Origin of the sequence: Bradyrhizobium sp. 521_C7_N1_3 (genome assembly GCF_052075975.1) — a bacterium.
GTDB classification, from domain to species: Bacteria; Pseudomonadota; Alphaproteobacteria; order Rhizobiales; family Xanthobacteraceae; genus Bradyrhizobium; species Bradyrhizobium japonicum.
In genome coordinates this window covers 656,758-681,301 of record NZ_CP197232.1, presented here as the reverse complement: position 1 = coordinate 681,301, position 24,544 = coordinate 656,758, and the positions used below count along the sequence as shown (strand labels likewise).

Below are 24,544 nucleotides of genomic sequence, written 5' to 3'. Positions count from 1 at the left end.
CGCGGATGGGACGAGATTTCGCCGTGAGGCTTTCGCCAACGTCGAGATTCAATCGGCTGCCCAGCTAGGGCACACCAAGATTGAAAGCACTGTCCGATACATCGGGCTCCCGTTTAGGGACGCGCAGCGGAGCTTCACTCCTGGTTGGTCCGTTCACGAGCTGTCGTCTCGACGTGTTACCTCGGGCGTCTCGATCATTCGAAAAAGCACGACGCCGTTTCACATTCGCACGCTGGGGTGCACGCTCACTTCCAGAGTTCAGACGCTGATCGCGCTAATTTGACCAGCGGCGAGGCTGCTGCAGCTTGGGACCATGATCGTCTGAACACATGTGACCGTCAGCGGGCAGATTCCTTCCAGCCCAAGCCACGCACAGAGACGGTCTCAGCTCGCCCCACCCGCGGCGCTGGCACCGCTTTCCCTTCGATTATGAGATAGGGACAAATGTGATGCGTTCTTTTTGGTCCATGACGATGAATACGGCGATCATCACAGTTGTCGATTTCTGCAGTCGCCGCCGGTGGATGGTCATCGTCGCCGGATTATTACTGCTGCTGGGAACCGCCAGCTATACCATTGCGCGCTTTTCGATCGATACTGACATCGAAGGACTGATCTCGAAAAAGCTTCCCTGGCACGAACGTCAGGTGCAGTTGGCGCATGCCTTTCCGCAGAGAGCGATCTTAGCAGTCGTTAGCGCGCCAACGCCTGAAAACGCGGAGATGGCCACGAATGAACTGTCGGAAGCGCTCGCAAAGAACCCGAACCTGTTTCCCAGGGTCGCGCAGCCGGACAGCGGGAAGTTCTTCGAGCGCAATGGATTGCTGCTTGGCTCCACATCGGAAGTTCAAAAGACCGCCGAGGGACTAACCCGTGCGCGCCCCTTCATTGCCGAACTTGCGGCGGATCCGAGCCTGCAAGGCGTCATGAAGGTGCTCGTATCAGCAACCGAAGGCGTCCAGGCAGGCGAGATCAAGCTGGAGCAAATGGCATGGCCGCTTTCGCTTGCCAAACAGACGTTGAGCGACGTTCTCTCCGGCAAGCCTGCCTTCTTTTCCTGGCAGGAGCTTCTGCAGGGTCACACCCTGCCAGCCAGTCAGTTGCGACATTTTGTGGAGATCGCGCCAAAGCTCAATTTTTCGGCGCTTCAACCGGGGCATGCCGCTGAACAGGGAATCAATAAAGCGGCCGCCGATCTAAATCTGAACAGCAGGCTCGGCGCCAACTTGAGCCTCACGGGCCAGGTACCGATGAACGACGAGCAGTTCTCGGTGATCCGAAGCAGCGCGTTGCGCGACACACTAACGGCGACGTTGGGCGTGCTGATTGTTCTATGGCTCGCGCTTCGCTCCTGGAAACTGATCATATCTGTTTTCTGCAGCCTGGTCGTGGGCCTCGCAGCGACCGCTGCGCTGGGCCTTCTAATGGTCGGCTCCTTCAACCTGATCTCGATTGCGTTTTTTGTGCTGTTCGTGGGCCTGGGTGTGGACTTCGGAATTCAGTTCAGTGTGCGCTATCGCACCGAGCGGCATGAACTTGGCGATCTGCGACAAGCGCTGCGCAGTGCGGCGAAAAAGTCCGGAAAACCACTCGCGCTGGCTGCCGCAGCCACCTCTGTCGGCTTTTTCGCCTTCCTGCCTACAAGCTATCGCGGTCTCTCAGAGCTGGGACTGATCGCCGGATGCGGCATGTTGATCGCTTTCGCATGCAGCATCACGCTGGTGCCGGCGATGCTCACCGTGCTCAATCCGCCCGGCGAACCAGCGCCGATCGGCTTCGGGAGCCTCGGGCCGCTGGATCGCTTTCTGCAGCGACACCGTATCGCCGTGATCGTCGGCACATTCGGGGTGGTGCTCGCCGGCTCGCCGCTGCTGCTCCATCTACAGTTCGATTTCGACCCGGTCGATTTGCAGAGGGCCGATTCGCCGGCGGTCGCGACGTATCGACAATTGCAGTCCGACCCGCAGACCACCGGCCAAGATGCGGAGGTCATGGCACCATCGCTCGAACAGGCTGATGCCATCGCCACGCGCCTTGCGGCGGTTCCCGAGGTTTCGCGCGTACTCACGCTGACGAACTTCATTCCCAGTGATCAGCGGCGGAAAATCGCCGCCTTGCACGCTGCATCGCAGTCTCTCAGTCCGGCGCTCAATCCGCCCGGGCGGCGGCCCGCGCCGAGCGATCAGGAACTCGTCGTGGCGATCCGTGGCGCAGCGGACGCTCTCACCAGAGCGGCAACCGGTGCCCATGGCAGCGCGGCGGACGACGCACGTGAGGTCGCCGTTCTCCTCGATCGCCTTGCGGATGCCCCATCTAATTTTAGGAGCAAGGCCGAGGCGGCGATTGTCGCACCATTGACCTACGACCTCGATCTCGTTCGCAAGAGCCTTGCTCCCGAAACCATAACGATGCAGACGCTGCCTCCAGATCTGGTCCGCGATTGGGTGCTGCCGGACGGCCGTGCTCGCGCTCAGGTCTTACCAAAGGGCGACGCCAATGATGTCAACGTTCTGCGGAAGTTCGCCGTTGCGGTACTTCGTGCCGAGCCGTCCGCGACAGGCGAGGTGATCAGCTACTATGAGTCCGAGAAAACCGTCACCAGCGCTTTCATCAAGGCAGGCGTCTTGGCACTCGTCGCCATCTCGATCCTGCTGATCATCGCGTTGCGCAGGATAACTGACGTTCTGTTGACATTGATTCCACTCCTTCTCGCCGGCGTGGTGACGCTCGAACTTTCCGAGATCTTGGGCCTTTCGCTCAACTTCGCGAATATCGTCGCGCTTCCGCTGCTTCTCGGAGTCGGAGTTGCGTTCAAGATCTACTACATCATGGCCTGGCGCGCTGGCAAAACGAACCTGTTGCAGTCTACGCTCACCCGTGCAGTGGTATTCAGCGCCATGACCAACGCAGTCGCCTTCGGCAGCATGTGGGTGTCGAGTTATCCGGGCATGTCAAGCATGGGCAAGATGATGGCGCTGGCGCTGGCGTGCACCATGGCTGCAGCTGTCCTCTTTCAACCGGTGCTGATGGGCCGTCCGCGGCAAATCAAGCGTTTCGTCGATATGCCTTCGCAACTGTCCGAAGCAGCCGAATAAGACCTGCCATATCGAAGTACGAAGTGACTTTGGGTGGCTGGCGGAGAGAGTGGGACTCTCTTCCCCAGAGCGCCGGAGGCGCGAGAACCGCCGAAAAACAAGGATTCCTAAAAGGGCCGGTTGGTTTTTGTGGCCACCGCTGTGTACCACCTGTTTAGCGCTTCGGACGTTCAATCCAAGCCATTTTCGAGGCGGTCGAGGATCGTAGGATCGGATCACAGGGGATTCTCGCGAGGGGCGGAGACACTTCGCGAAGTCGGATTAGCGGCCGCCCTAAGCCCGCCTTCGCGGCGGGAGACGGTTTATGCTAGTTATCACGGGACCAAGACAGCGACGGCCCGCCTTGACAGCCACGACCATTGCCGACCCGCAATCCTTCATCCGCGCCAACACCCGGCTGCGGTCGGTGCCGCTGGTGCCGGAAATCGCGGTCTTCCTCGCCGATGAATCGGTGCCGATCTGGCAGCAGACCGAGGAAGAGCTGAACGAGGCCGGTCTCCCCCCGCCCTTCTGGGCCTTTGCCTGGGCGGGCGGTCAAGCGCTGGCTCGCTACGTGCTCGATCACCCCGTTACCGTGCGGGACCGGCACGTGCTCGACATCGCTTCTGGCTCTGGACTCGTCGGCATCGCGGCGATGAAGGCCGGCGCGGTCGGGGTGACAGTGTCTGATATCGACCCCTTCGCGATCGCGGCGGCCGAACTCAATGCGGAGGTCAACCTGGTCCACCTCACGTTGTGCGGCGAGGACGTGCTCGACACTCAACCAAACGGCCGATGGCAGACCATCCTCGCGGGCGACATTTTCTATGAGGGGGACACCGCGACGCGTGCCTTTGCATTTCTGGCCGACCATGCGCGCGCCGGCGCGACTATCTTGATCGGCGATCCCGGGCGCACTTTCCTTCCGAAGGCAAAGCTTGTCCGACTCGCCGACTATCGCGTACCGGTGACCCGCGATCTAGAAGACGCCGAGATCAAGCTTACGGCGGTTTGGACCATCTCGCCGGATTGTCTGGTAAGTTGCATTAGCCGGCGTTAGTCGTGCTCTCGATGAACAGGCGCGCAACAGCTCAAGCACCATCAGAAGCTCGGCGAAGCGCCGACGTTGGCCTCAGCGCCTTTTCGCCTGCGAGTACGACTGTATTTCTTCTTGCCCTCGACCTTCGGAGCGCGAGACGCGAAGGGTCAGAGTCCACAGTAAACACTTGTCATAGCGAGCAAATCTCGCCCCGCCTTCGCATCATGGAACAAAATGCCGGAACTTGGGTTAAGTTCATTCCGTTCCCTATGCGCAAATCCGCATCCCAGAAAAGTCTACTGACCACCGGCATTTGCTTGCCATAAGCTCTGAGTCAAGAAGGCATCACCCAGTGACCGAGTTGGATGACGGCTATCTTGAAGAGTGTGCCGCAGAGCCCATTAAGATCCCGGGAGCAATTCAGCCTCACGGCGCGCTTTTGGTGGTCGAACCTGAAACCCTGAAGATATTGCAACAGAGCGCGAACGCTCGCCGACTGCTTGGGTTCGATGTCCGCAATGACGCGTTGCTCTCTGCTTATGAGGAAGCGACCACGCTTTGCGAGGAAATCCGTGGGTGGTTGTCGGGAGGCGAAAACACGCTTTTCTACCTGGTTGCAGTCGGATCGCAGCAGCTTCAGCTCACCGCCCACCGCAGCCCCCAAGGACTCTTGTTGGAATTCGAACCACCGCCGCGGCCAGGCGAGTCGACGCTGGATGGTCTTTACCCGCGGTTGCGGGACTTTCTGGACCGCATATCCGGTGCCCACGATATTACTAGCATCGCTGAGGAGGTGGCCCGCGAGGTGCGGGCAATCACCCATTTTGATCGAGTTCTCCTTTACAGCTTCGACGGTAACGGCGACGGCACGGTTTTGGCCGAAGACACGAATAAAATTCTTCCTTCCTACCTCGGCCTTCGATTTCCCGCATCCGATATTCCCGCTCAAGCGCGGGAGCTCTATCGCCTGAACAGGATCCGGCTCATTCCTGACGCCAGCTACGATCCGGTCGAGATCGAACCCTCGATCAGTCCCCTCAACGGACTGCCGCTTGACCTGTCGCAGGTGGCGCTGCGCAGCGTTTCGCCCGTTCATCTCGAATACATGCGCAACATGGAGACGGCGTCGTCGATGTCGATGTCAATCATCGTCGACGGTGCGTTGTGGGGGCTCATCTCCGGGCATAGCCGCGCCTCTCGGATGGTCAACGCGCAGATCCGCACCGCATGCGACATCCTCGCTCAAGTCGTGTCGCTGCAGATTGGCTCGCGCCTGAAGGCAAGCAGTGCCGCGGAACGCCTTGAGCTGAAGAGCGTGGAGACGTCGCTGCTCAGCAAGCTTTCGGTCGCGACTTCGTTTCAGCGCGGGCTGGTAAACAATCCGCACGAATGGCTGCGGCTTGTGGATGCGGAAGGCGCTGCAGTTGTCGTGCAGGGCGGCATACTGACGACCGGTCAGACGCCGAGCGAGCGCCAGATACGTGATCTGGCGACGTGGCTCTTCGAGGCCGGGCACGACGTATTGGAAACGAATTCGCTGGCTTCGATATGGTCGGGCGGCGAGTTCTTGAGCGAAAAAGCCAGTGGTGTGCTGGCGGTCTCCATCTCGCAGATCCGGGGCGATTACATCATCTGGTTCAGGCCCGAAGTCGTCAAGACGGTTGCTTGGGGAGGCGATCCCAACAAGCCTATGGAGAGCGGGGCCGGCCGGCTTCATCCGCGCAAGTCTTTCGACCTTTGGAAACAGCTTGTCCGTCAGCAGTCGAAGCCGTGGACTTCGGCAGAAGTGGAGAGCGCGCTCGGCTTCCGCGCGTCGATTCAGACTCTTGTGCTGAAGGCTGCGGAGGAGCGTGCTGAACTCACGGACCGGCTGGAAGCCGCCAACAAGGAGCTGGAGTCGTTTTCCTATTCGATTTCGCACGATCTGCGTGCCCCTTTCCGGCACATCGTCGGTTTCGCAGAACTTCTGTCGGACAAGGAGAAGGGGCTCGATCAAAAGTCGCGTCACTACATCGAAACAATTAGGGGCGCCGCCATCTCGGCAGGAAGGCTCGTCGACGACCTTTTGCATTTTTCCCAACTCGGGCGCTCTCAGCTTCTCAAGTCGAACGTCGATGTCGCCAAGATTGTCAACGAATTGAGGCATTCGTTGCGGACGGAGACCGAGGGGCGAAACATCGAATGGCAGGTAGGGGCGCTTCCAATAGGCTATGGCGACCCCGCCATGCTTCGTCAGGTGCTTCAGAACCTGCTTCACAACGCCATCAAGTATACGGCGCCGCGGGACCCGGCCATCATCACCATCTCAGGCCACGAAGACGCGAACAGCACGACTTATATCGTCGCTGACAACGGCGTCGGCTTCGAGATGAAGTACGTCGACAAGCTTTTTGGCGTCTTTCAGCGCCTTCATAGGGCCGAGGAATTCGAGGGGACTGGCATCGGATTGGCCTTGGCCAAGCGCATCCTCGACCGCCACGGCGGCTCAATTAGCGCCGAAGGCAAGGTAGGGGCCGGCGCCTCCCTCACTTTCACCTTGCCGCGCCCCAAAGATTTGAAGAAGAGGAGCTCTTAATTGCCGGACCTCAGACCGATTCTGCTTGTTGAAGACAACCCGCGAGACCTCGAGCTGACGCTGGCGGCGCTTGCGAAGTGCCAGTTGGCTAACGAGATCGTCATTGCTCGCGACGGAGCCGAAGCGCTCGATTACCTGGCCGCGAGAGGCAGCTTCGAAGGCAGGCCGCCCGGCGATCCGGCCGTTGTGCTGCTCGATCTAAAGCTTCCCAAAATCGACGGGCTGCAGGTTCTCGAAAAGGTCAAGAATGACCGCCACCAGCGCCAGATCCCCGTCGTGATGCTGACCTCCTCGAGAGAGGAGCGCGATCTGGTGAAGAGCTACGAACTGGGCGTCAACGCCTTTGTCGTGAAGCCCGTGGACTTCAACGCCTTCTTCGAAGCCATCCAGGATCTCGGAATGTTTTGGGCCGTGCTGAACGAGCCGCCTCCCCGCCCCTTCACCAACGAGGCCCAATGATGAAGCAAGAGCCTATCCGCATTCTGCTGCTTGAAGACAGTGAGATCGATGCCGAACTGCTGGCGGCGCATCTATCGAAGGCCCAATTGGGCTTCACACTCGACCGCGTCTACAACAGACGGGATTTCGTCGCGGCTTTGGAAGGCGGCGGCCATGACATCGTGCTGGCGGACTATTCATTGCCCGATTTCGACGGCCTCTCGGCACTGAACATCTCCACGGTTCTGCAGCCCGATCTTCCCTTCATCTTCGTATCGGGAGTCGTTGGCGAGGAATTTGCCACAAACGCGCTCAAGCGGGGCGCCACTGATTACGTGGTGAAGCGGAATCTCACACGGCTGTCGACAGCGGTAGAGCGTGCGCTCGAACAAGCCCGCCAGCGCGCATCGGCCAAGAAGATCCAAGATGCTTTGGCCCGCAGCGAAGTCAGCGCGCGTCTGGCGATGGAAGCGGCCAAGCTCGGCCTGTGGGACTATGATCCGGCGACGAGAGAGCTCAAGTGGGACGCCAGCGCGAAGGCGATGCTCGGCTGGCCGGTCCAGAAATCGCCGGGTTATCGAGACTATCTTGCCGCCTGTCATCCGGACGACCGCGACCGACTTCATCAGGCTGTCCGCCAGGCGACGAAGTGGTCTCGCGAACACGATGGCACGTTCGGTGCGGAATATCGTATCTTCTCGGACGCCGGCAGCGAGCGTTGGGTAGCCGCCCGCGGTCAGGCATTGTTCGAAGAGAAGGAATTCAAACGCTTTGTCGGGGTCGTGCGCGACATCACCGAGGAACGCAGAGCGAAGAAGGATCTGGAAGACCTCACGACCGACCTGGAACGTCGCGTCGCGGAACGAACCGCGGAGCGAGACAGCCTTTGGCGGCTCAGTCCAGACCTGTTCGCCGTGATCGGACGGGAGGGACGATTGCGGCGCCTCAACCCGGCTTGGAGCACAATGCTCGGGTACGCCGAAGGCACCCTTACGGAGAGCATGTTCGATCTGTTGCTGCCCCCCGAAGAGCGCACCGAGGTGAAGCGACAGCTTGCCGATACGATCCGCGATCGCACCGTCGGTCGCTTCGAAAGCCGTATCCGCCATGCGAACGGCGAATGGCGGTGGGTCACCTGGAATGCGGCGCCGGATGAGGAAGCCATCTATCTCGTTGGACGCGACTGCACCGCCGAAAGAGCGGCAGCGACCGCGCTGGCTGAACGCAACGCCGAACTCGCCCGGCAGATCGAAGAGCGGGAGCGCGTCGAACAGACCCTCCGGCAGATGCAGCGGCTCGAGGCCGTCGGACAGCTCACCGCCGGGGTCGCTCACGATTTCAACAACCTTCTTACGGTCATCCTGGGCAACATTGCTTTCGTGGAGAAGCGGTTCGACAAGCCGGAGCGCGAGCAGGACGTCCGATCGCGCCTCCAATACATGCGGACCGCGGCTGAGCGAGGAGCCACACTTACCGCCCAGTTGCTGGCGTTCTCGCGGCGCCAGAAGCTCGAGCCAAAGCCCGTCGACCTGAATGAAACCGTGACCGGGATGAGCGAGCTTCTGCAGAGCACGATGAAAGGCTCAATCCGGATCGAAACCGTGTTGAAGAGCGACCTAGCCCCAGCACTCGTTGACCCGACCCAGATCGAATTGATCATTCTCAATCTGGCCATCAACGCGCGGGACGCAATGGAGATCGGCGGCGCGCTGACCGTCGAAACCAGTCAGGCGGTCGTCAAAGAACCGCCGGCCAGGCCGGCCGACCCGCCTCCGGGTGATTACGTGGTCCTGACGGTGAGCGACACCGGTACCGGCATTCCTCCACATGTTCTCGACCATGTGTTCGAGCCGTTTTTCACCACAAAGGAGGTCGGAAAAGGTTCAGGCCTTGGATTGCCGCAAGTATTCGGGTTCGCCAAGCAGTCCGGCGGTGGCGTGAAGATCAGGACGGCTACAGGGGAAGGTACCAGCGTTAGCGTCTATCTTCCTCGCGCCGCCAATGCCTCCCAGGCCCCTGGGCAGACGCCGAAAAGCGAGACCGCGTCAGGCCGGGCCTCCGCCAAGACAATCCTTCTGGTCGACGACGACAGCGCCGTTCGCGAGGTGGTCGGCATGATGCTCGAAGAGCTGGGGTACTCCGTTGTCAGCGTGGGTAGCGGCGCCGCCGCCTTGGATATCCTTGCCGGGCCGGAGCATTTTGACGCTCTGATAGTGGACTACGCCATGCCGGCGATGAGCGGCGTGGAGGTTGCCAAGAAGGCACATGGACTCCGACCGCATCTTCCGACTCTTTTTGCGACCGGCTATGCCGACCTCAAGGCTCTTGAAGAGATCCATCACGCGAGGCTGATAAGGAAGCCGTTTCAGGAGGAAGAGTTGGCGCGCCGGCTCCACGAAGCATTTGCCGAGTTCGACGATCCCAAAATCGTTCGTCTGCGGGGCGCCGGCTAGGTCATGGTCGGCAAAACCTTTCTATCTTGCCTGAGATGCACCTTTGGAGATCGACATGCCGCTGCGGCTGCTGGTGGTGGAAGACGAAAGCTTAATTGCCATGATGATAGAAGACATGGCCGAAGAACTGGGCCACGAAGTCGTTGCCAAGGCGACTAATGTCCCACAAGCAACGAGCTTGATCGACGCTGGCGGATTCGATGTAGCCCTCTTGGACGTCAACCTCGCCGGCGAATTCAGCTATGGTCTGGCCGAGATGCTGCAGACCAGGGACGTCCCATTCTTGTTCACGACAGGCTACGGAGCAGGGATCGAGGAAGAATGGCGAAATTGCAAAATCCTGCAAAAGCCGTTTGCAGAGGATCAGCTCAACGCTGAACTTGTCGCGTTCGAGAAAGGGTGAAGCGGCGCCTTGTCGTGGTATTTGACACGCGCGCCCGGTATGTTTTCGCAGAAATCGTAGTCTGGCGCGGAAAATCTCGGCGTCAGTGGGACTCTCTTCCCCCTTCGCCGCGATTGTGTGAAAATCCGCGGAAAACAAGGATTCATGACCACCCCTGTGTACCACCCGTTCCGCGATTCAGGGTGTCATTCTCAGTCGATTTCGAGACGCTTCAGGACGCCAATCGATCGTCGCTTGTCGTCCTGGAGAGGGTGAAGTCCAGGCTTTCCCCTTCACGTCGCGAGCGACCCGCAGGGCCCGTCCGACAACAGCCTTGCTTCTGCATCGCACGGCCCGGCGTTCTAAGTCTCTCCTAAGTTAGAGAGCGCAAAGGCGACGAGGAGGCCGACGACAACGAGCAAGCCGGCCAGCTTCTGTTCGCCTTCGACCGCTTCGGGCACCATGGTGTTCACCACCATCGTCAGGAGAGCGCCCGCAGCGACGGCACTCACGGCAGCAACGACCTGAGGGGAAGCTCCGCCAAGGAAAGCCGCTCCCGCGGAAGCAGCAAGCCCGGAGAGGACGGCGATCGTTGCCCAAAGGCCAAAGATGTAGAGCCGGGAGCGACCCGCGGTTCGCATGCCGAGCGCACTGGACAGTCCTTCCGGGAAATTGGACAGGAAGATAGCTGCCAGCATAGCGAGGCTGATGCCTTTCCCGCTCAACAGCCCGAGCCCCAGAACCACGCTTTCCGGAACCCCGTCGAGGAGCGACCCGATTGCGATCGCCAACCCTCCGCCTTGGCCGGCGTTCGCCTGCTGGTCCCCGGACCGTTTACGTGAATGCGCGCCTGCTCGAGAGACCGCCCAATCGGCAAGGGCATACATTGCGGAGCCCGCAACGGCACCGGCGACGATCGGCCAGATCCCGCCTTCCTGATACCCGTCCTCCAACAGGTCGTAGGCCACGGCCGAGATCAGCACGCCGCAACCGAACGACATGATCCCCGCGGTAACGTACCGAGGCATTCTGAGGACGAATGCGACGGCTGCTCCCAGGAGCAGCGATGAGGCACCAAGCAGCCCCCAAAGGCCGGCGGTCAACCAGATCGGCATCGGAGCACCAGCTATGTTTCGCGACCTGGGGGCGGCGAGACCTGGCTTGCGCTCTTCTCCCGCGTCTTACTTGCCTTCTTCACCGCCGAGCGGCGCTTCAGAACCGATGTCAGAGCGCTCGCCATCTTGCGCGCGATCTTACCTGCAGCCATTGCCCGTGCGCCATTTACCAAAGTTCGATCCTCCAATTGCTGCGTAAGCGATGCGACCAGCGGTTCTCGTTGGGATCATGACCCTGAGGCTTTGCCTAGCCTCCGCTTGCGAAGCCGGGGAATAGGGTCATGCCGCCGTCGATGAACAGGGTGGCGCCGGTGACGTAGTCGGCGGCGTCGGAGACGAGCCAGGCGACCGCCTGCGCGATGTCGTCCGGCTCTCCGATGCGCTTGTAGGGCACCAGCGTCATCAGGCTTTCGTACGCTTCCCTCGTCTCCCAGGCGCGCTGATTGATGGGCGTCCGGATGGCGCCGGGTGCGATGCCGTTGACGCGGATGCCGATGGGGGCGACTTCCTGCGCGATGCTTCGCATCATCTGCATCACGCCGCCTTTCGATGCCGCGTAGTTCGCGTGGCCCGCCCACGGAATCTCCTGATGGACCGAACTCATGCAGACGAGCTTGCCGGCCGCGGCCGAGATGTCACCGACGATGCCCCGTCTTTTGAATTCGCGGACTGCCTCCCGGGCACATAGGAACTGGCCGGTGAGATTGACGCCGATCACCTTATTCCACTGATCGATCGTCATCTCATGGAGGGGCGCGTCGCGCTGCAGTCCGGCGTTGTTCACCACGATGTGCAACGTGCCGAAATGATCGATGGCACGGGCGAACATCGACCGGACGTCATCCTCGTTGCTGACGTCCGCCTTGATTGCGATCGCTTTTCTGCCCCGGGCCTCGATTTCATGAACGACTTCTTCGGCTGAGACGGGATCCACGACATAGTTGACGACGACGTCGGCGCCGGCCGCGGCCAGCCCCAGCGCGACCGCGCGGCCGATACCTGAGTTGGCGCCGGTCACCAGCGCAGGCTGCCCTTCCAGGGTCACGGGAAAGCGGGCCTGCGGTCGCAAGCGCTCGCCCGGGCTTGCCGGAGCGGCCGGGTCGGTTGAATTCACTGTCATGGCGGACCTCCTAGTCGGAGCGCGCGGCTTCATCTCCCTCGCTGGCGAGGGCTCTCTTGCTACCGCGGTGCTCCGAGGGTTTTTCGCGGTGGGTGAGGTTGTGGGCGGTATTGACGAGGGCTATGTGAGAAAAGGCCTGCGGAAAGTTTCCGACCAAGCGCCGCCGCGAAATGTCGTATTCTTCCGATAGCAGGCCGACGTCGTTGCGAAGCGCGAGAAGCCGCTCGAACAATTCCTTGGCCTCGGCGTCGCGGCCGATCAGATGGTAGGCGTCCGCCAGCCAGAAGCTGCAGGCCAGGAACATGCCTTCCCCCGGCGGCAGACCATCCTTCGTCGCACCCGTATCGTAACGCCGGACGAAACCGTCCTGGAGCAATTCCCGTTCGATCGCCTGGATCGTCGAGATCACGCGAGGATCCTCGGGTGGCAGAAAGCCCACGGCCGGGATCAGCAGCAAGCTCGCGTCGAGTTGCGGCTCGCCGTAGACCTGGACGAAGGTTTTGCGCTCAAGGTCGTAGCCGCGCCGGCACACCTCGTCGTGGATCGCGGCTCGTTGCGCTTCCCACTCCTCGACGCGGCCCTTCATGCCGAACTCGGCAGCCGACTTGATGGCCCGATCGTAGGCGACCCACGCCATGATCTTGGAATACGTGAAGTGTTTCGCGCCGCCCCGCACCTCCCATATGCCCTCGTCCGGCTGGCTCCAGATGCTCTTGAGATGGTCGAGCAGCGCGCATTGTACTGCCCAGGCGCGCTTGTTCTCGCGGAGACCGCCGCGGCGCGCCTGATATAGGGCGTCCATCAGCTCGCCGTAGACGTCGAGCTGAAGCTGGGTGTGCGCCGCGTTTCCGATCCGGACGGGCTTGGAGTTCTCATATCCGGAGAGCCACGGGACTTCCCACTCGGTCAGCCTGCGTTCGCCGGTGACCGCGTACATGATCTGGAGCTGCCGCGGACTTCCCGCGACGGCGCGGACGAGCCAGTCGCGCCAAGCGCGCGCTTCGTCGAAGAAGCCCGCGCCCACGAGGGCCAGTAGCGTCAAGGTGGCGTCACGTACCCAGCAGAAGCGGTAGTCCCAATTTCTCGAGCCTCCGATCTGCTCCGGCAGCGACGTCGTAGCGGCGGCGACGATGCCGCCGCTCGGCCCGAACGTCAGCGCTTTGAGAGCTATCAGGGATCGCTGGACCGCCTCCGAATATGGCCCTGCCGTCTTGCAGCGGCTGGACCAATTGCGCCAGAAATCCTCTGCCTGTTTCAGAAGAGACGCAGGGTCCTCGGGAGCGGCGGGATCCTGGTAGGATATCTGATGGGAAAGCACGAAAGCCACGGTCTCGCCGCGCGCGACCGAGAACGAGCCCACAGTTTTCATGGCTTCGCCGCGCATCGGCACCGCGGTCCTGAGCAGTAGCATCGACGCGCCCGCGACCATGCTGACCGCTCCGTCCTCAAGGCGGCTGACCCAAGGTACGCTGGTCCCGTAGTCGAAGCGCGCGACAAGTTCGCTGCGCATCTCGACCTCGCCCTCCAGTCCTTCGACGATTCTGACGACCTTCGAGAGATCCGTCTTAGGCGGCATGAGATCGATGAGGCGGACCCGGCCGCAGTCGGTCGTAAAGGTCGTCTCGAGGATCAAGGTGCCCGGTCGGTAGCGTCGTTCGCTGCTCGAGCGAGCCTCGGGGCAAATCTTCCAGTATCCGTTGTGCTCATCGCCGAGTAGCTTCGCGAAGCAGCTGTCCGAATCGAAGCGGGGGACGCAGAGCCAGTCGATTGACCCGTCGCGCCCGACCAGACCCGCAGTCTCACAATCGCCGATCAAGGCGTAGTCTTCGATCCGAGCCATGCTGGGCATCCAACCGGAACGTTTGCCCTCCAGTTCCGCAGATCCCATTGCGGACGTTCATACTTTCGACTGAGGTCTAGTGGTCGATGCGCCTTACGGGGAACCCGCGAACCTCTTCGCCCGTTCTCTCAAAATCGGAGGATCTCATGCGTGATAGGCGGAAGAAAACGGAAGGCGGCACCGCCCGCTTCTTCGGCGAGTTTGCTACCCGCACCTCGCAGGCTGCGGGGCGCGCGTCGACCTTCGTGCTCGCGGCCCTGGTGGTCATCATCTGGGCAGTCACCGGTCCGTTGTTCGGCTATTCGGACACGTGGCAGTTGGTCATCAACACCGGCACCACCATCGTCACCTTCCTGATGGTCTTCCTCATTCAGAATTCCCAGAACCGCGACAGCGCAGCCATGCAGGTCAAGCTTGACGAATTGATCCGCGTCGGGACGGCGCGAAACTCCCTTGTCGGTATCGAGCATCTCACGGACGAAGAGATCGAAGACCTGCGGGAGAAATGCGAATCGCGCGCCAAAGCGGAAAAAACGGCGAACGAGCGTGTGAAGACGACCGGACGACGGGCCCGCCGCGCCGCCGAGCAGGCGGCAAGTTAATCGCTGCGGCACCTATACCGCGAAGGGTGTCAGGGCCGCCCGCAACAGGGTACAGGTCGGTCGTCACGATAGAAGGAAGGTGCTCTCCAGACGTAAGTGGGTCCTTGGCCGATCACCTGCGCGAAGCGACGAGAGCTACGCTCCGAAGGGAGTTAGGTACTCGCCGGGCATTCGCGTAGCGAGCCGACGCTGAGTTGAACCGCTGCCTACCGATTTCTCGAATGGTCAGATCGGAGAGTGCGGCAGCATCGGTCACACCGCGCTGATGAAGTTCGAGCATCTTCCTTGCGACGACAGCGCACAAGGGCCCTCGCGATCGACGAGTTCGAGTTTTCGGAGAGCGGCCTTGAAGGCCAACTCGAGAGCGTTCCGCTATTCTGGCGCAATGGTGATGTCCGCGAGCAAGCGCGCAATAGGCATGGTTGTGCTCCACTTGGTGCGGGCGGGAGCGCAATCGGTCTCTCAGCCACCGACGCCTACGGGCAGAGCCTCGGCCAATGATGCTGGAAGTATGTACCTCTGGGACTATACGCGGGCCGTGGAACCCACGGGCCATGGTGATCGTTGCTTGGCCGCGGCAGCAGTAGCGAGGAGTACACGTGAACCGACGCCAGCTTGTTCAAGGGTCGGCGTTACTGCCGGCGATGCTACTCGCCTCGCGCAGCGGCTTCGCCGCTGCGTCGGACGAGACCTTTGGCCCGTCGACGGTGAGGGATCTTGCCCGTGCGATCGCAAGCAAGCCGTTCGAGGCGCCCGACGAGAAGCTGCCGGCCGGGTTGAAAGACCTGGACTACGACCAGTACCGTTCGATCCGCTTTTTGCCTGAGCGGGCCCTTTGGCGTGGCAAGAATCTTCCGTTCGAAGCGCAGTTCTTCCATCGTGGCTTCTTTTACAAGAACAGGGTGAATATCTTCGAGGTCGCGGATGGAAAGGTCGCCGAGATCAAGTACCGCAAGGCGGACTTTTCTTTCGGAGAGAAGGTCCCGGCGTTCGAGGAGACGGATCTCGGGTTCGCAGGCTTCCGCATCCATGCGCCCATAAACCGTCCCGACTATTACGACGAGGTCTGCGTATTCCTGGGCGCGAGTTATTTCCGCGCTGTGGCCAAGGGGCAGACGTACGGGCTCTCCGCCCGCGGACTCTCGATCGATACCGGCGAAGCCAAGGGCGAGGAGTTTCCGCTCTTCAAGGCCTTCTGGCTCGAGCGGCCGGCGTCGGGTGCAACCTCGATGGTCATCCAAGCTCTCCTCGACAGCAAAAGCTGCGCGGCAAGCTACCGCTTCACCGTCCGGCCGGGCGAAACCACGGTGTTCGACGTTGAAATGTCGGTCTATCCGCGCGTCGAAATGCAGCGCGCCGGTCTCGCGCCCATGACCAGCATGTTCTTCTACGGCCCGAACGACCGCAACGACATCGACGACTTCCGTCCGTCGGTCCACGATTCCGACGGCCTGGCGATCTTCAACGGCAAGGGCGAAAGCCTTTGGCGCCCGCTCAGCAATCCGCGCGATCTGCAGATCAGCACCTTTCAGGATCTCAATCCCCGCGGCTTCGGCTTGATGCAACGGGAGCGAAACTTCTTCGCCTACCAGGACATCGAGTCCAGCTTCGAAAAACGCCCAAGTCTCTGGATGGAGCCCATCGGCGATTGGGGCGAGGGCGGGGTCACGCTATTCGAGATCCCGACCAAGGAGGAGGTTCACGACAACATTGCCGCGTTCTGGCGGCCGAAGAACCCCCTGCAGGCCAAGGGCGAACACAACTACACCTATCGGCTGCACTGGGGCCCGGATAGCCCGAAGCCGCATTCGCTGGCGCGCTTCACGCGAAGCGGAATAGGGGCGCGGGGCGAGGATGCCCGCCTCTTCGTCCTCGATCTGGTCGGTGAGAACCTGAAGGGCATCGATCCCGCGGGCGTGAAAGGCGTGGTGACGGCGGAGAAGTCCGAAGTGAAGAACATCGTCACGCAGCCCAATCCCTACACCGGTGGCTGGCGGCTCAGCTTCCAGTGCCAGGTGAAAGGCGAGCCGATCGAGCTGCGCGCGTTTCTGACCGAGGGTGACAAGCCCTTGTCGGAAGTCTGGGTCTACCGATGGGCCCCCTGACCACGGCGACGCGACCGGTCGCCGGCGATATCGCGACGGAGCGCCTGCTGCCTCGCGAGACGCCGCTTCCGATGGCTCCTGGCAACCTCGGGAAGGCCCGGGTCCCCGACCGCGTTCCTGCGGCGGTGGGCTCCGCGATGGCTTGGCGCCGCGGCCTCATTCTGCTCGCGACGGCGGCGCTCACGGGCGCGGGCGGCTACGAGATGTATCGCGTGCTGGAGGTCGGCGGCGTCACCGTACTGGAAGCCATGGTGCTGGTGCTGTTCCTCGTTTTGCTCGCGTGGGTGGCTTTCTCGTTTGCCTCCGCACTCGCCGGGTTCTTCGTGCTGCTGACCCATCCGACCGCGGTAGTTGCGGAGCTGCCTGCGATCGTGAGCCGCACCGCCATGCTGCTTCCCACCTACAACGAGGACCCGCACCGATTGACGGCGCGGCTTCGCGCGATGATCGAATCCTTGGAGGCGACCTCGCACGGGGAGCTGTTCGACTGGTACGTTCTGAGCGACAGCACCGACCCGGACATCTGGGTCGCCGAGGAGAAAGCGTTGCTCGCGCTACGGCAGGCGGTGGGGACGCCGCGACTGTACTATCGCCACCGCGCCGACAACACGGCGCGGAAAGCCGGCAACATCTCCGAGTGGATCACGCGGTTCGGCGCCGTCTACGACTTCATGATCGTGCTCGACGCCGACAGTCTCATGAGCGGACAGACCATCGTCCGGTTGGTCCATGCCATCGAGGCCAATCCGACCGCGGGGCTCGTCCAAACGCTCCCGATGGTGGTCAACGCGCGAAGTTTTTTTAGCCGCGTCCAGCAATTCGCGGGCCGGCTGTACGGGCCGATGATCGCCGCCGGCGTGGCCTGGTGGCACGGCTCGGAAGGCAACTATTGGGGCCACAACGCGATCATCCGCGTGAAGGCGTTCGCGGAAGCGGCGGCGCTGCCGCAGCTTCGGGGACCCAAGCCGTTCGGCGGGCACATCCTCAGCCACGATTTCGTCGAGGCCGCGCTGATGCGGCGGGCGGGGTGGGGTATCTACATGCTGCCGACGCTCGGCGGAAGCTTTGAGGAGGTGCCGCCTTCGCTGCTCGATTTCGCCGCGCGCGACCGGCGCTGGTGTCAGGGCAATCTTCAGCATCTCGCCGTGGTGCCCGCTCGCGGTCTCCATTGGGTATCGCGCCTGCATTTCATGGTGGGGATCGGGGCCTATCTAACGGCGCCGCTGTGGCTGCTATTCCTGCTGCTGGGGATGCTGATCTCGCTCCAGGCCCGCTTCGTGCGCCCGGAGTATTTTCCCAAGGGCTTCTCCCTCTTTCCGACCTGGCCGGCCCAGGATCCCGTGCTCGCTATTTGGGTGTTCGTCGCCACGATGGGACTGTTGTTGTTGCCGAAGCTGCTCAGTCTGGTCGTCGTTTGGACGCGGAGCCCGGTGAGGCGCCAATTCGGCGGCGCGTTGCGGACCTCGGCCGGAGTTCTCGCGGAGATCGTCATCTCTGCATTGATGGCGCCCGTAATGATGATCTTTCAGTCGATCGCGGTCGTCGAGATTCTGGCCGGCCGCGATGCCGGATGGCAGACGCAAAGACGAGACGACGGCACTGTGGAGCGCCGCGAGCTCTATCGGAAGTACGGCATCCCGACCTTGTGCGGCGTTGCGATGGCCGCAAGCGCCTACGCCGTTTCGTTGCCACTTTTGCTCTGGATGTCGCCGGTGATCGTCGGGCTGCTGTTCGCTGTTCCTATCGGGGCGCTGACGGCCAGGCCGTCGTCCGGCAAACTGTTCGCCACCCCTGAAGACCGGGAGCCGCCTTCAATCCTGCGCCGGGCCAACGAATTGAGTGCGGCGGCGGAGGTCGGCATCAAACCCGCTCTCACGGAGCTTCGCGAAGCCCCCGAGCTGCTGGCCTTTCATGTCGCCCAGTTGCCGCCACCGCGCGCTGCCAGGCCCGATACCGTAGACGCCAACCTGGCGGTCGGACGTGCCAAGGTGGATGCCAGCGAGACGTTCGAGGAAGCCGCCGCGCATCTGTCTTCGCGCGAGGTCTTCTCGATATTGAATGACGCCTCGGCGCTCTCGACCGTGCTGCAGAAGGGATGACCTTACCGAGTGCCTGGCGGACCACGCTCTCGGGGCTCGAGCCAATCCTTGATCCGAGCCGACTTCCCGCGCTCTCGCCTCCGACGTTCGGGAAAATATGGCAATTCTCCTGCCTCTTTCCGGAACCTTGCCATCATCTGCGGGTTCTCGCATGCCGCATCTGGCGGCGAGGAGAACAACATGAACAATCTTCTAGTGACGACGGCCCTGGCCGCGCTGATCTCGACGGGCGCGATGGCGCAGTCGACGGTCGTCACCACCACCGGCACCGGTCACTCGGCCGCCGTGCAGATCGAGCCGGAATACCGCACCAAGATCCGCACCTACGTCACCGAGCACAAGGTTCGTCCGGTGCAGCAGAAGATCGTGGTCGGCCAGCCCGTCCCGCGCGAGGTCGAGCTCGAGGCGGTGCCCGCCGATTGGGGTCCTTCGCTCAGGAAGTACCGCTATGTCTACTCGGGCGAGCGCGTGATGCTGGTCGATCCGTCGACCCGGACGGTCGTCCAGGAGATCGACTGAGCATTCTAGCGGGTCGCTGATCGCAGCGGCCCGCCTCCCATCCGCCGATACCTTGATTTCCCATTTCCGAGCGGCCATCCATGCCGATCATTCGTTATTTCGTCTTCGTCGGCGGGTTCCTGCTGGCGTTGCTCTTCGCTGCGGATCGGTACCTGCCCGCTCCGGTAGAAGCCGCCGCCGTGGCCGACCCCGACAGGACCATCATCCGGATAAAATCGGCGAGGAGCCTTCCGGAGAAAATCGTCTTCGACACCAGCCAGCGCGCCGAGGTACCGATGATCGCGCAGGCCGATCCGATCCCGGAAGAGCTGCCGCGGGAAGTGCGAGAAGCCATGGCCGCCATGCCTGCCGCACCATCCGGCGAGGCCCGGAAGGAAGAGCCGGCCCACGTTGCGGCGGTCCTCACGCATCCGAAGCGGTCGGCAATGCTGCGGAAGCGGACACCCGACCGCCGTCTCGCCTTCGAGCGCGCCGATGCGACTGCCGGCGGATCGTGGTGAGCGGAAAGCCTGGGAGAGGGTCAAAGAAGGGGACCGAAGGAGCAGCTTTGCAGCCGGGTGGGCTGCTCGCACGTGGGGGCCGTTCATGCTTGGGGCGGGGCGGTTAACTTTGTTGAATTCGTCGCAAAGCTATTCCGCGGTAAGCTAACTCTTCCTGCGTTGGGGGTTTCCATGTTCGATCCGGCCACGACCGCGCTCTTGCGCGCCGTATCCGACGAGGTCTGCGAAGACGTCTTGCGCCACGAAACCGCGGCGCGCACCCATGTTGCTTCGAGGATTCTGGAAGCGGCGACGAACGGCGACAGCTCGCCGGAGAAGCTGAAGCAGGTCGGACGCGCGGCCCTCCACGACGCTCCGACCATGTGGCGATAGGTCGAGGAAGGCTGGGGTGAACTTCCAGGTCACCGTGCTCAAGATCCTGGTGAGCTATCCCGACGGGTTCGCCGTCATGGTCGATCTCAAGCGCGACATGGCGATCCTGGCGACGAGCGGGCGCGACTGGGCCGAGCGGACCAAGCGCCTTGCCGCTCGCGTGCCGGAGCTCGACATCTTCTCGCAAGGATTGGTCGAGCGTCTGAATGGCGGATGGCGGATCACGGAGAAGGGCCGTGCCGTGCTGGGGTTCATGGAAGCCAAGCCTGCCGAGACAACGACGGAGAGCGCTGCGCCCGCCGTGGAGCCGCCGGCTTCAAGTCCAGCGGCGTCCACACCTCTCGCCGCCAGGCGCTCCGGCCGAAGCCAGCGCCTGCAGCGCCGTCGTGCGGCACGCGAGCGGGCCCGCGCAAAAGCTTGCTGAACGCCCGCTTGTGCGTTGAGGCACGCGCTCGGGAAAAACTGGAAACTTTGCCGACTGTGTCGAGTTGCCAGCGATCGGATCGGTCGCCGGGAGCGCAGAAATGGTTGACGATGTCGTCTTGAAGAACGCCTCGGAGACCCCCTGGAACGTGTACCGCGCTCGGCGCCCCGACGTCGGCGCTCGCGACAGCCGACGCTGTTTGCTGGAGCGCCATCTGCACAGGAGATGGGAAGAGCGCCAGGGTGATACCGGAGAGCTCGCCAGCTTCGGGATCGCCTACCTGCACCGGCTTCCCAGAGACGAATGTTGACGTGCATGAAAATGCTATTGGCACGCGCAGCCATCGGAAGCACAAGGCCCGGTTGGACGCTGCTCGCGATTTCGTTTCTGATCTCCGCGATCATCGTGATCGGCTTGCGCATCGTGTTCGGAGCCTAGCTCGATGCGGATCGCCCAGCTTGCCCCGTTGGCCGAGAGCGTCCCTCCGAAGCTGTACGGAGGCACCGAGCGGGTGATCGCCTGGCTGGTAGACGAGCTCGTCGATCGCGGGCACGACGTGACGCTGTTTGCGAGCGGCGACTCGAGCACGAAAGCCAAGCTCCATGCCGTGTGGCCGCGCGCGCTACGCCTGGGGCGGAAAGGCGTCGATCCGAACGCCGCCTGCGCGCTCTTGATCGAGGCCATCGGCGAGCGCGCGCGCGATTAATTCATTCTCATGTGGATTGGTTGCCTCTGCCGGTCCTGGGCCGCACTGGAGTGCCGTTTCTGACGACCATGCACGGGCGGCTCGACCTTCCGGGGCTGCCCGATGTGATCGGCACTTTCCCGAAGGCTCCTTTTGTCTCGATCTCGGACAACCAGCGGCGTCCGCTCCCGGACGCGAATTGGATCGCGACGATTCCGCACGGGCTGCCCAAGGATCTGTTTCGTCCCTCCTACGAAGCCGGATCGTACCTGGCCTTCCTCGGGCGGCTGACGGCGGAGAAGGGGCCTGAAGCAGCGATACGCATCGCGCGGGCGGTTCAGATGCCGCTCCGGATCGCCGCCAAGATACCCCGGGCCGAAACGGCCTACTTCAAGAAGAAGCTCGAACCCGAGATCGATGGAGAGACGGTCCAGCTCATCGGCGAGGTGGACGAACTGCGGAAGCAGCCGTTCCTCGCCGGCGCCTCCGCCTTGCTGTTTCCGATCGATTGGCCCGAGCCCTTCGGCCTGGTGATGATCGAGGCGATGGCATGCGGGACGCCGGTGATCGCCTATCGCTCCGGATCGGTGCCGGAGGTCGTGGAGGACGGCGTCACCGGATTCATCGTGGACGGCGAGCAGGAGGCGATCGAAGCAGTCGAGAAGGTCATCCGCTTGGACCGACGAAGGGTCCGCGCCCGCTTCGAGGAGCGCTTCGTCGCGAGCCGAATGGCGAAGGAATACGAAGAACGATATCGCGAGCTGGTCGCTGGCAGGTAGCGCCTCCGAAGGAATCGTTCGGCCGAAACAAAGCGGCCCGCCCGGCGTACCGGACGAGCCGCTCGTTAAATCGGCCTGCGATCAGTGCTCGGTGCAAACCTTGGTGGTCTTTACGGCGGACTCGGCCTCCGTCTTGGTCTTGTAGACGCCGTTGCCCACCACTGTCGTGGTGGTGGTCGTCGGCTTGGTGTCGACGACGGTGCATTTCTTGGTCGTCGCATCGCGGACGATGTAGAACTCGGCGGCACTGGCGGCCTGGGTGCCGAGAGCGAAAGCGGCGAGCGCGCCGCACACGACCAGCTTCTTCATGGAGTTCTCCTCAAGCAGTTGTAAAGTGGCTATTGCTAACGAGGCGGACGCGGCAGAAATTCCACTTTTTCCCGGTCTGGAAGCCATGATGGAACCGCTTTCAGGTGGTCTGCTTGCCCCCCTTGATGACCTGAAATCGCGGTCCGGCCAGCCTGTTTGGCGGCACGACAACCGGCTCGAAATCCGTGTCCTGTCCTTGCGCGCCCTTGCAATTTGGGCAGACGAAGAGGTGCGCGATCATCGTCGTGGGATTGTCCCGGACGAGTTCGGACCGAAACCATTTCATTGTTACACGGCAATTTGGACAGCTAGGATTGCCGACGTCCCCCAAGGAATGCCTTAGTCGTTTCATCGGCCGCCCCGCGGGCGCAACTTCCGCTCCGGTTCATAGGCCGGCACCCGCGGCTCCGCTTCGGAACGGCCCTTGGGCCATTCCGAATCGATGCGAAGAAGCGGATCAGGCCTTGGCCTTGACCGGGAGCCGAAAGGGCGCCCCCAACCGGTTGAACGCGTTCATGGCCGCAATCGTGATCGTGAGGTCCACGAGATCCTTTGGGGCGAAAGCCGCGCTTGCGGCCGCATAGGCCTCGTCGGAGGCGTGCGTCTCGCTGACGAGCGTAACTTCCTCCGCCCACGCGAGGGCAGCCCGGTACTTGTCGGGAAACAGGTGGGGCACCTCGGCCCAGACTGGAACGAGGGCGACTTTTTCAAATGACATCGTGGCCAAGAGGTCCCGGGTGTGCAGGTCAATGCAGTGCGCGCAGCCGTTGATCTGCGAAACCCGCAGGAAGACGAGGTGGATCAGTTCGTGGGGCAGGTCGGTACCCGTGGTGATGTAGTGGTGGATGCTGAAGAGCGCCTTTGCACCGTGGGGTGCCACTTCGTTCCAGACCAGCCGCTTGTTCTCGCTCATGACGTGCCTCGTTGTTCGGAACGCCGGAGATTCGACGCTCGGAGCGATGACGGGCCAAGCGGTCAGGGTGTGACATGACACTCGGCGGTTCCATTCAAAGCGGCCGATGTCACATCCACGCAGGTCCGATCGTCTTATTCTCGGGTTCGGGATGCGCGAGCGACGGTGACAGCGGATATGATCTGCGAGGAAACTGGGCGGATGGAGGCGATGGACGATCAGCGGACCACCGAGTTCGAAGCGGAGCGCAGGCGCCTGACACGCTTGGCCTATCGGATGATGGGCTCGCTCACCGAGGCGGAGGACGTCGTTCAGGACGCATGGCTACGGTGGGTCGGGGTGGAGGGTGGCGTCGATTCGCCTCCCGGCTATCTGACCCGCATTGTCACACGCCTGTGCCTCGACCGACGCCGCTCCGCGCGGGCGCGCCGGGAAACCTACGTCGGACCCTGGCTGCCAGATCCTCTCGTCGGTTCCGTGGAGCCGAACGAGACGGTCGCCGACGACGTCACGGTCACGTTGATGCTGGCCCTTGAGCGCCTGTCGCCTCTTGAGCGGGCCGCTTTCCTTCTCCACGACGTCTTTGACGTGCCGCTGACCGAAGTGGCCATCACGCTCGGCCGCCAGCCGGCAGCTGTTCGTCAGCTCGCGGCGCGCGCCCGCAAGCACGTGCAGACCGCACGTCCCCGCTTTGATGTCGAACCCGCGGATGCGGATCGGATCACCCGTGCTTTCTTCGCCGCAGCACGCGACGGGGACGTGGCGGCGCTTTCGGCGCTGCTGGCAAGGAATGTCGAGATCCATACCGATGGCGGCGGCAAAGTCCTTGCTTTCCGCAATGTCATTCGGGGGGTCGAGCGGGCCCTGCGCCTATTTGCTAGGCAGCGACGCAAATACGTCGTACCGCCGAAGCTGCTTCGTGTCGTCACCATCGACGGCCTGCCAGGCTACGTTAGCCTCGATGGACGCGGCGTTCTGCAGACGACTGCGCTCGACATCCGCGAGGACGGGATCACCGCGATCTACATCGTCAAAAACCCGGACAAGCTGTCGCACTTAGCGACAGAAATGGAATTTCCAGCTCGCATCTCGCCGATACCGCCAGCTTCATGAACTGCCCGAGTGACTGCGGCAACGTGGAGAGTCGTTCGATGGGCTGCATATGAGGCTCGCCCACGGTCGACGTCCGCTCCGGGTCATT

At 62.3% G+C, this 24,544-nt stretch carries 22 protein-coding genes and 1 pseudogene; 18 read left to right on the top strand and 5 right to left on the bottom strand.

Annotation, left to right across the window (positions count from 1 at the left end; genetic code table 11):
• Positions 1-449: 449 nt before the first annotated feature.
• From AB7008_RS03140 to AB7008_RS03115, 6 genes are all read left to right on the top strand, one after another.
• Complete coding sequence (locus tag AB7008_RS03140; protein ID WP_441258406.1) at positions 450-3,095, top strand: MMPL family transporter; 2,646 nt, start codon at positions 450-452, stop codon at positions 3,093-3,095.
• A gap of 304 nt (positions 3,096-3,399) precedes the next feature.
• Positions 3,400-4,134: a class I SAM-dependent methyltransferase gene (locus AB7008_RS03135; protein WP_049801893.1), complete on the top strand. Its 735-nt coding sequence runs from the start codon at positions 3,400-3,402 to the stop codon at positions 4,132-4,134.
• Positions 4,135-4,465: 331 nt separating this feature from the next.
• Positions 4,466-6,688, top strand: a complete 2,223-nt coding sequence (locus tag AB7008_RS03130) for an ATP-binding protein (RefSeq protein WP_049801894.1) — start codon at positions 4,466-4,468, stop codon at positions 6,686-6,688.
• Positions 6,689-7,147 (top strand): response regulator, encoded by a 459-nt coding sequence (locus AB7008_RS03125; protein ID WP_028141937.1) that lies wholly within the window; start codon positions 6,689-6,691, stop codon positions 7,145-7,147.
• Positions 7,144-9,579 (top strand): response regulator, encoded by a 2,436-nt coding sequence (locus tag AB7008_RS03120; protein WP_049801895.1) that lies wholly within the window; start codon positions 7,144-7,146, stop codon positions 9,577-9,579. The genes AB7008_RS03125 and AB7008_RS03120 overlap by 4 nt, the downstream gene beginning before the upstream one ends.
• Before the next feature lie 55 nt (positions 9,580-9,634).
• Entirely contained in the window at positions 9,635-9,982 is a 348-nt protein-coding gene (locus AB7008_RS03115) for a response regulator (RefSeq protein ID WP_028141938.1), read from the top strand.
• A 341-nt stretch (positions 9,983-10,323) separates the two neighbouring features.
• Here AB7008_RS03115 and AB7008_RS03110 read toward each other — a convergent pair whose 3' ends face one another.
• From AB7008_RS03110 to AB7008_RS03100, 3 genes are all read right to left on the bottom strand, one after another.
• Positions 10,324-11,076 carry a ZIP family metal transporter gene (locus AB7008_RS03110; protein WP_028141939.1) on the bottom strand — a complete coding sequence of 251 codons (753 nt, stop codon included), beginning with the start codon at positions 11,074-11,076 and terminating at the stop codon, positions 10,324-10,326.
• Positions 11,077-11,323: 247 nt separating this feature from the next.
• Positions 11,324-12,229 carry a glucose 1-dehydrogenase gene (locus tag AB7008_RS03105; protein ID WP_244429559.1) on the bottom strand — a complete coding sequence of 302 codons (906 nt, stop codon included), beginning with the start codon at positions 12,227-12,229 and terminating at the stop codon, positions 11,324-11,326.
• On the bottom strand, positions 12,207-14,036 hold the full coding sequence (locus tag AB7008_RS03100) for a glycoside hydrolase family 15 protein (RefSeq protein WP_441258405.1): 1,830 nt from the start codon (positions 14,034-14,036) through the stop codon (positions 12,207-12,209). The genes AB7008_RS03105 and AB7008_RS03100 overlap by 23 nt, the downstream gene beginning before the upstream one ends.
• 146 nt (positions 14,037-14,182) lie before the next feature.
• Here AB7008_RS03100 and AB7008_RS03095 point away from each other — a divergent pair, with 146 nt between their 5' ends.
• From AB7008_RS03095 to AB7008_RS03050, 10 genes and pseudogenes are all read left to right on the top strand, one after another.
• Complete coding sequence (locus tag AB7008_RS03095; RefSeq protein WP_028141941.1) at positions 14,183-14,638, top strand: low affinity iron permease family protein; 456 nt, start codon at positions 14,183-14,185, stop codon at positions 14,636-14,638.
• Positions 14,639-15,282: 644 nt separating this feature from the next.
• The gene (locus AB7008_RS03090) at positions 15,283-16,743 is read left to right on the top strand and encodes a glucan biosynthesis protein G (RefSeq protein WP_080670152.1); all 1,461 of its coding nucleotides are present in this window, start codon (positions 15,283-15,285) and stop codon (positions 16,741-16,743) included.
• A complete protein-coding gene (gene mdoH / locus AB7008_RS03085) occupies positions 16,731-18,842 on the top strand; it encodes a glucans biosynthesis glucosyltransferase MdoH (protein WP_028141943.1) in 2,112 nt (703 codons plus the stop codon). The genes AB7008_RS03090 and mdoH overlap by 13 nt, the downstream gene beginning before the upstream one ends.
• A 180-nt stretch (positions 18,843-19,022) precedes the next feature.
• On the top strand, positions 19,023-19,361 hold the full coding sequence (locus tag AB7008_RS03080) for a DUF1236 domain-containing protein (protein ID WP_028141944.1): 339 nt from the start codon (positions 19,023-19,025) through the stop codon (positions 19,359-19,361).
• An 80-nt stretch (positions 19,362-19,441) separates the two neighbouring features.
• On the top strand, positions 19,442-19,861 hold the full coding sequence (locus AB7008_RS03075) for a hypothetical protein (RefSeq protein WP_049801898.1): 420 nt from the start codon (positions 19,442-19,444) through the stop codon (positions 19,859-19,861).
• Positions 19,862-20,032: 171 nt separating this feature from the next.
• The gene (locus tag AB7008_RS03070; protein WP_441258404.1) at positions 20,033-20,233 is read left to right on the top strand and encodes a hypothetical protein; all 201 of its coding nucleotides are present in this window, start codon (positions 20,033-20,035) and stop codon (positions 20,231-20,233) included.
• Positions 20,234-20,249: 16 nt separating this feature from the next.
• Positions 20,250-20,657, top strand: a complete 408-nt coding sequence (locus AB7008_RS03065) for a hypothetical protein (RefSeq protein WP_028141946.1) — start codon at positions 20,250-20,252, stop codon at positions 20,655-20,657.
• Between the two features lie 100 nt (positions 20,658-20,757).
• A complete protein-coding gene (locus AB7008_RS03060) occupies positions 20,758-20,967 on the top strand; it encodes a hypothetical protein (RefSeq protein ID WP_028141947.1) in 210 nt (69 codons plus the stop codon).
• 5 nt (positions 20,968-20,972) lie between these two features.
• Positions 20,973-21,095, top strand: coding sequence for a hypothetical protein (locus tag AB7008_RS03055; RefSeq protein WP_256379450.1), 123 nt, complete (start codon positions 20,973-20,975; stop codon positions 21,093-21,095).
• A gap of 4 nt (positions 21,096-21,099) precedes the next feature.
• Positions 21,100-22,121: pseudogene (locus tag AB7008_RS03050) on the top strand (glycosyltransferase family 4 protein).
• A gap of 81 nt (positions 22,122-22,202) precedes the next feature.
• On the opposite strand, the gene AB7008_RS03045 reads toward AB7008_RS03050, so the two are convergent.
• On the bottom strand, positions 22,203-22,430 hold the full coding sequence (locus AB7008_RS03045; RefSeq protein WP_028141949.1) for a hypothetical protein: 228 nt from the start codon (positions 22,428-22,430) through the stop codon (positions 22,203-22,205).
• Between the two features lie 25 nt (positions 22,431-22,455).
• Here AB7008_RS03045 and AB7008_RS03040 point away from each other — a divergent pair, with 25 nt between their 5' ends.
• On the top strand, positions 22,456-22,773 hold the full coding sequence (locus AB7008_RS03040; protein ID WP_441258403.1) for a hypothetical protein: 318 nt from the start codon (positions 22,456-22,458) through the stop codon (positions 22,771-22,773).
• Positions 22,774-22,887: 114 nt separating this feature from the next.
• Here AB7008_RS03040 and AB7008_RS03035 read toward each other — a convergent pair whose 3' ends face one another.
• Positions 22,888-23,343, bottom strand: coding sequence for a carboxymuconolactone decarboxylase family protein (locus AB7008_RS03035; protein WP_028141951.1), 456 nt, complete (start codon positions 23,341-23,343; stop codon positions 22,888-22,890).
• Between the two features lie 210 nt (positions 23,344-23,553).
• On the opposite strand from AB7008_RS03035, the gene sigJ reads away from it, so the two are divergent.
• Entirely contained in the window at positions 23,554-24,456 is a 903-nt protein-coding gene (gene sigJ, locus AB7008_RS03030; protein WP_244659518.1) for an RNA polymerase sigma factor SigJ, read from the top strand.
• Positions 24,457-24,544 lie beyond the last annotated feature (88 nt).